Annotated in this window: 4 protein-coding genes and 3 pseudogenes; 5 read left to right on the forward strand and 2 right to left on the reverse strand. The window is 71.1% G+C overall.

Translation table 11 applies throughout. The annotated features are described in order from the left end of the window. The first annotated feature begins 224 nt into the window (after window positions 1-224). Entirely contained in the window at window positions 225-1,637 is a 1,413-nt protein-coding gene (locus ACGFX4_RS41135) for an amino acid permease (protein ID WP_393086329.1), read from the forward strand. A gap of 68 nt (window positions 1,638-1,705) precedes the next feature. Next, complete coding sequence (locus tag ACGFX4_RS41140; RefSeq protein ID WP_393086331.1) at window positions 1,706-2,221, forward strand: DUF6985 domain-containing protein; 516 nt, start codon at window positions 1,706-1,708, stop codon at window positions 2,219-2,221. A gap of 78 nt (window positions 2,222-2,299) precedes the next feature. On the opposite strand, the gene ACGFX4_RS41145 is transcribed toward ACGFX4_RS41140, so the two are convergent. Next, a complete protein-coding gene (locus tag ACGFX4_RS41145) occupies window positions 2,300-4,156 on the reverse strand; it encodes a M1 family aminopeptidase (RefSeq protein ID WP_393086333.1) in 1,857 nt (618 codons plus the stop codon). 394 nt (window positions 4,157-4,550) lie between these two features. Here ACGFX4_RS41145 and ACGFX4_RS41150 point away from each other — a divergent pair. From ACGFX4_RS41150 to ACGFX4_RS41160, 3 genes and pseudogenes are all read left to right on the forward strand, one after another. Further along, window positions 4,551-4,988: pseudogene (locus ACGFX4_RS41150) on the forward strand (trypsin-like peptidase domain-containing protein); the annotation flags it as partial. Window positions 4,989-5,189: 201 nt separating this feature from the next. After that, window positions 5,190-5,918, forward strand: a pseudogene (locus ACGFX4_RS41155) (putative Ig domain-containing protein); the annotation flags it as partial. Between the two features lie 145 nt (window positions 5,919-6,063). Next, on the forward strand, window positions 6,064-6,732 hold the full coding sequence (locus ACGFX4_RS41160; protein WP_393086335.1) for a TetR family transcriptional regulator: 669 nt from the start codon (window positions 6,064-6,066) through the stop codon (window positions 6,730-6,732). Window positions 6,733-6,803: 71 nt separating this feature from the next. Here ACGFX4_RS41160 and ACGFX4_RS41165 read toward each other — a convergent pair. Further along, window positions 6,804-6,929 (reverse strand): annotated as a pseudogene (locus ACGFX4_RS41165) (electron transfer flavoprotein subunit alpha/FixB family protein); the annotation flags it as partial.

The raw sequence follows: 6,929 nt of genomic DNA on the forward strand, positions 1-6,929 counted from the left end.
ACCCCGCCCCCCCCCCCCCCCCCCCCCCCCCCCCCCCCGCGGGGGGGGGGGGGGGGGGGGGGGGGGGGCCCCCCCCCCCCCCCCCCGCCGCTGTTTTCTCAGAGGAACCTCAAGTTTCCGGGGAGACTTTCGGGTAGGGGTTACGAATCGAAGGCCGGGAGATTAGCTTCCCTCGCATTGCGCGTCACCACCCTCCGCACGCGCAGAGAGGCAGCAGAGACCCCGTGACCACCCAGACCCCCCAGGCCCCGCCGGGCACCCCGGCCGCGGCCCCCGGCCCCGAGCACCTCAAGGCCGGCCTGAAGAACCGCCACCTGTCCATGATCGCGATCGGCGGCGTGATCGGCGCCGGCCTGTTCGTCGGCTCCGGCGCGGGCATCGCCGCCACCGGCCCGGGCATCCTGCTCTCCTACACCCTGGCCGGCGCGCTGGTGGTCCTGGTGATGCGGATGCTCGGCGAGATGGCCGCCGCCGACCCGCAGTCCGGCTCGTTCTCGGCCTACGCCGACCGGGCGCTCGGCCGCTGGGCCGGCTTCACCATCGGCTGGCTGTACTGGTTCTTCTGGGTCGTGGTGCTCGCCGTCGAGGCGACCGCCGGCGCGAAGATCCTGCACGGCTGGGTGCCCGGCGTCCCGCAGTGGGCCTTCGCGCTGATCGTGATGGCCGTGCTGACCGCCACCAACCTGTTCTCGGTCGCCTCCTACGGCGAGTTCGAGTTCTGGTTCGCCGGCATCAAGGTGGTCGCGATCGCGGCCTTCCTGGTGGTCGGCGCGCTCGCCGTGTTCGGCGTGCTGCCCGGGACGCACGCGGTCGGCACCGACAACCTGCTGCACCACGGCGGCTTCCTGCCGCACGGCGTCGGCGCGGTCTTCACCGGCATGCTGACCGTGGTCTTCGCCTTCATGGGCAGCGAGATCGTCACCCTGGCGGCCGGCGAGTCCGCCGACCCGGCCCGCGCGGTCAGCAAGGCCACCAACAGCGTGATCTGGCGGATCGGCGTCTTCTACCTGGGCTCCATCCTGATCGTGGTCACCCTGCTGCCCTGGGACTCCGCCGACGTCTCGTCCAGCCCGTACGTCGCCGTGCTGAAGCACGTCGGCCTGCCCGGCGCCGCACCGCTGATGGACTTCATCGTCCTCACCGCCGTGCTCTCCTGCCTGAACTCCGGGATGTACACCGCCTCCCGGATGGCCTTCTCGCTCGGCACCCGCGGCGACGCGCCCAGGGCCTTCGCCCGGGTCACCCGGCGCGGGGTGCCGCGCACCGCGATCCTCGCCTCGGTGGTCTTCGGCTTCGTCGCGGTGTTCTTCAACTACACCTCGCCGAAGACCGTGTTCAGCTTCCTGCTGAACTCCTCCGGCGCGGTGGCGCTCTTCGTCTGGCTGGTGATCTGCGTCTCGCAGCTGCGGATGCGGCGGATCCTGGAGCGAGAGGCGCCCGAGAAGCTGACCGTGCGGATGTGGCTGTACCCGTACCTGACCTGGGTCACCATCGGCCTGGTCGTCTTCGTGCTGGGCTACATGTTCACCACCGCGGACGGCCGCGAGCAGATGGTCCTCTCGCTGGTCGCCGCCGCGGTGGTGCTGGTCGCGGCATGGATCGTCGGCGCCCGCCGCAAGGCCGCCGCCCGCGCCTGACCGGGAGAGCCCGGACCGGGACGGCACCCGCCGGGGGACCGGTGCCGTCCCGCACGTACAGTGGGCCGATGGAGATCCCCGGCCTCGGCCCCGTGACCCTCGACCCCGACTACGAGGGCTACCGCAGCGAGCCGACGCCCGTACCGGTGCTCGGCGGCCTGCCCCTCGCGCTGGTGGCCGTCGGCTACGACGGCGACGACGCCCCGGAGGACTTCCACGCGGCCGCGGCCGCCTTCCTCGCGCTGGACGCCGCGGTGCTGCGCGCCGCGGCGCCGCCGATCTTCGCGTACTACCTGGACACCAGGGCGGAGCTCGGGCAGTACGGGGACCTGGTCGAGATCGCCGGGCCGCAGGACGTCCTGGCGCACGTACGGCCGGGCGGGTACGCGACGCTCGAGCGGGACGACGATGGGCCGGTGTACGTCTCGGTGGAGTGCGAGTGCGCGTGGGAGGTCGAGCACGGGCTGCAACTGGTCTTCCGGGGCGGGCGCGCGGTGACCAAGGTCGGCCCGTTCGACGGGCAGCTCACCACCTGGCGGGAGGGCGATCCGGACGGCCTCCCCGAGGCCGTCTACCGCCGTTGACACGCCGGGGTGGCGCTCCCGCGCCGCGACGGCGAGTGGTTCTCGTGCTTCGCCGTCGCGGCGCGGGTGTGAGGGGGCTCAGCCCTCGATGCGGTGCTGGGTCCAGAAGGCGGTGAGGTCGGTGCTGGTGGCGGCCTGGGCCGCGGCCTTGAACTCGGCCGTGGTGGAGACGCCGTACCAGTGGGACTGGGCGTAGGTGCGCAGCAGGTCGGCCATGGCGGTGTCGCCGATCAGGCGGCGCAGGTCGTGCAGGGCGCACTTGCCGTAGCCGTAGACGACGGTGGAGTACCGGTTGGAGTGGGCGTCCCAGTACGCCATGGAGTTGGTGAGCTTCTCGGCGCTGGAGGCCCAACTGGTGGAGTTCCAGCAGTTGGTGCCGGTCTTGCCGAGGGCGAGGTCGGTGGCGTAGTCGGTGAAGGACTCGTCGAGCCACGGGCTCGCGTACTCGTCGTCGCCGACGATGCCGTACCACCACTGGTGGGCGAGTTCGTGGGTGAGCGCGGTGGTGGAGACCAGGTCGAGGACGAAGCCGGGGTACTCCATGCCGCCGAACCAGAAGTTGTTGTCGAGGACGGTGTCGACCTCCTGGTAGGGGAAGGCCCCGAACCGGGCGGCGTGCGCGTCCATCGCGGACTTGGCGGTGGAGAGCATGGACTGCGCGTCGGTGGAGCTGATCCCGCTGACGGAGTAGACGTTCAGCGCGACGCCGGCGGTGGAGCTGCCGGAGATCTTGGTGAACGGCCCGGCGGCCCAGGCGAAGTCGCGGACCTTGCTCGCGGTGGCCTTGGTGACGGTGCGTCCGGAGCTGCCGGGGGTGTCGACGGAGGTGCCGGTGGCGGGCACCTGGAGGCTGCTGGGGTGGTCGAGGGTGACCGCGTAGTCGGCGGCGAGCGAGTAGAAGGACTCGCCGTTGTTGGTGTACGGGTCGAGGTGCCAGCCGGCGGCGTCGCGGATCGCCAGGACCGGCAGCGCGTTGCCGATGAAGTTGTAGGCGCCGTCGTGGCCGAACCGGTCGGCGCCGCTGGGCACCGCGATGGCGAGGTCGAAGCCGACGGTGCCGCTCTGGCCCTGGGCGAGCGGGGCGGGCAGGGTGACCTTGAGGGCGGTGCAGTTCACGCCGAGCGGGCCCGCGGTGCCGCCGGTGACGTTGCTGACCGTGATCGGGGTGGTCGGGCAGGTGCCGTGGTAGTTGTCCCACAGCCGCAGGTACACCTCGGTGAGCGGCGCGGTGGAGGCGTTGGTGAAGCCGACGCTCTCGTGGCCGCTCCAGTTGGCGCCGGAGGCGTCGCTGGTGAGGCTGACGGTGTACGCGGGGGCGGCGGGGGTGCGGATCGCGTCGGTGGTGGGCGGGGGCGTGGTGCCGCCGCCGGAGACGTCGAGGGCGAGGTCGTCGAGGACGAAGCTGGTCTGCTGGCCGGAGTCCTCGACGCCGGTGAAGGAGAGGGTGACGGTCTGTCCGGCGTAGCCGGAGACGTCGAAGGTCTTCTTCAGGTAGCCGGCGGCCTTGTCCAGGTTGGAGTACGTCGCCAGGGTGGTGGTGCCGATCTTGGCGGTCAGCTTGTCGTACGCGGTGGAGGTGGTGGTCTCCGCGGTGTCGACGTGCAGCCAGAAGGAGAGCGAGGCGGTGGTGCAGCCGGCCGGCAGCGTGACGCTCTGGGTGAGGGTGTCGGTGTGGCTGGAGCCGTAGCCGTCCAGCCAGGCCTTCCAGGAGCCGCTGTGGGCGGCCTGCGAGGTGCTGTTGTCGACCACGCCGCTGGACGCGGTCCAGGGTGAAGTACCGCTCTCGAAGCCGCCGTTGGCGATGACCTGGGCGGGGGTGCAGTCCGCGGCGGTGGCGGGGGCGGCGGTGAGGCCGGCGCCGGCGGCGGTCAGGATCAGCGCGGTGGTGAGCGCCGTCGAGCAGCGGCGGGCGAGGCGCCCGAGGCTGTGTGTCATCGGATCCTCTCAGAGGGATGTGGGGGTACCCGGTGAGCCACCTCGCAGCGTGACAGCAAGCACCCGTGCTTGAAAAGGCCATGCCACATGCAATTTCTGACACCTGCTCAGGCATTGCCGCGTCCGCCCTCTTGACCGTATTGAAGTGACCATGGCAGCTTCGTGCGGTCGGGTGCCCGAAACCGTCGCGCACCCGGCGTCCCCCACAAGGAGAGCCATGTTCAAGGCACTTGCTGCGGCGGTGGGCACCGTCGCGGCCGTCGCGGGCACGCTGACCGCCGCCGCACCCGCGCAGGCCGTCCAGGCGAACGACCTGACCTCCACCATCGCGCTGAGCAACTGCTCGGCCTCGCTGGTGCGTTACCCGTCCTCGGTGGACACCGACCGGGCGATGATGCTGACCAACGGCCACTGCCTGCCGACCATGCCCAGTGCCGGACAGGTGATCCAGAACCAGACCGCCAGCCGCAGCGGCACGCTGCTGAACGGCGCCGGCAGCTCGCTCGGCACCGTCAACGCGGACAAGGTGCTGTACGCGACGATGACCGGCACCGACGTGGCGCTCTACCAGCTGACCGACACCTTCGCCTCGATCACCAGCAAGTTCGGCGCCACCGCGCTGACCATCAACGACGCCCACCCGGTCGACGGCTCCTCGATGTTCATCCCGTCCGGGTACTGGAAGCAGGTCTGGAACTGCTCGGTCAACGGCTTCGTGCCGACCCTGCGCGAGGACCAGTGGACCTGGCGCGACTCGCTCCGTTACAGCTCCGGCTGCAACACCACCCACGGCACCTCGGGCTCGCCGATCGTCGACGCCGCCACCAAGCGCGTGGTCGGCATCAACAACACGGGCAACGACGACGGCGCGATGTGCACCCTCAACAACCCGTGCGAGGTCGCGGCGGACGGCACCACCACCGCCACCAAGGGCCAGAGCTACGGCCAGGAGACCTACTGGTTCACCACCTGCCTCGGCGCCGGGCGGGCGATCGACCTCAACGTCAGCGGCTGCCTGCTCACCAAGCCCGCCGGGACCGCCCCCACGGTCACCAGCCCGGGCAACCAGTCCACCGCGGTCAACGGCGCGGTGAACCTGCAGATCCAGGCGAGCGGCGGCACCGCCCCGCTGACCTACTCGGCCACCGGCCTGCCGGCCGGACTGTCGATCAACGCCTCCACCGGCCTGATCAGCGGCACCGTCACCACCGCGGGCAGCTCGAACGTCACCGTCACCGTGAAGGACGCCGGCAACCGGACCGCCTCCGCCACCTTCAGCTGGACCGTCACCACCTCGCAGGGCACCTGCACCCCGGCCCAGCTGCTCGGCAACGCCGGCTTCGAGACCGGCACCGCCGCCCCGTGGACCACCACCAGCGGCGTGGTCGACAACAGCGCCTCGCAGGCCGCCCACGGCGGCTCCTGGAAGGCCTGGATGAACGGCTACGGCTCCGCCCACACCGACTCGGCGTCGCAGACCGTCTCGATCCCGGCCGGCTGCAAGGCGTCGCTCAGCTTCTGGCTGCACATCGACACCGCGGAGACCACCACCTCCACCGCGTACGACAAGCTGACCGTCACGGCCAACGGCACCTCGGTGGCCACTTACTCCAACCTCAACAAGAACACCGGCTACGCCCAGAAGACGGTCGACCTGTCGGCCTACGCCGGGCAGAGCGTCACGGTGAAGTTCAACGGCGTGGAGGACTCCTCGCTGCAGACCAGCTTCGTGATCGACGACACCGCGATCCAGACCAGCTGACCCCCTCCCGGATGTGCACTCGGTGCCCCGCTCGCGGCGCACCGAGTGCCGTTCCGGCCGCTTCCCTGCTAAGTTCGGCAGCATGACCGAGTCGCAGGCGCAGCACGCCGACCAGAAGGCCGCGAACGGGGCGGCCAAGCCCGCCATGCGGGACTCGCTGATCGCGGCGGCGTTCCGGCTCTTCCTGGAGCGCGGCTACGAGCAGACCACCATCGACGACATCGTCTCGCTGGCGGGCGTCGGCCGGCGCTCCTTCTTCCGGTACTTCCCCTCCAAGGAGGACGTGGTCTTCCCCGACCACGAGAAGTGCCTCGCCGACATGACGGCCTTCCTGCAGGCCAGCGAGGACGGCGACGACCCGGTGGTCCGGGTCTGCGACGCCGCCCGGCTGGTGCTGCGGATGTATGCCGAGAACCCCACCTTCTCGGTCCAGCGCTACCGCCTCACCAAGCAGGTCCCGGGCCTGCGCACCTACGAGCTGTCGGTGGTCTGGCGCTACGAGCGCACCCTCGCCGACTACCTGCGGGACCGCTTCTCCGCCCGCCGGGACGGCACGCTGCGGGCCGACGTGATCGCCGCCGCCGTGGTCGCCGCCCACAACCACGCGCTGCGCTCCTGGCTGCGCGCCGACGGCCAGGGCGACGCCGCCACCGAGATGGACCACGCCCTCGCGTACGTCACCGACGCCTGGTCCGGGGAGCGTCCCGCGGGCGGCGGCGCGGCCGAGGAGGACGAGGACGTGGTGATCGTGATCACCCGGAAGTCCACCCCGATGTGGCGGGTGGTCCGGGACATCGAGGCCAGCCTGGGCTGAGCGCCCGCCAGGCATGCGGAAGGGCCCGGTCGGCAGTCGCCGACCGGGCCCTTCCGGTGTTGCAGGGGGTGTCAGCCCTTGGCCTGCGCGGTGACCTGCGGCAGGACGGTGAAGAGGTCGCCGACGATGCCGTAGTCGACGAGGTCGAAGATGGGGGCTTCGGGGTCCTTGTTGACGGCGACGATGGTCTTGGAGGT

Origin of the sequence: Kitasatospora sp. NPDC048365, assembly GCF_043200835.1 — a bacterium.
Classification (GTDB): domain Bacteria; phylum Actinomycetota; class Actinomycetes; order Streptomycetales; family Streptomycetaceae; genus Kitasatospora; species Kitasatospora terrestris.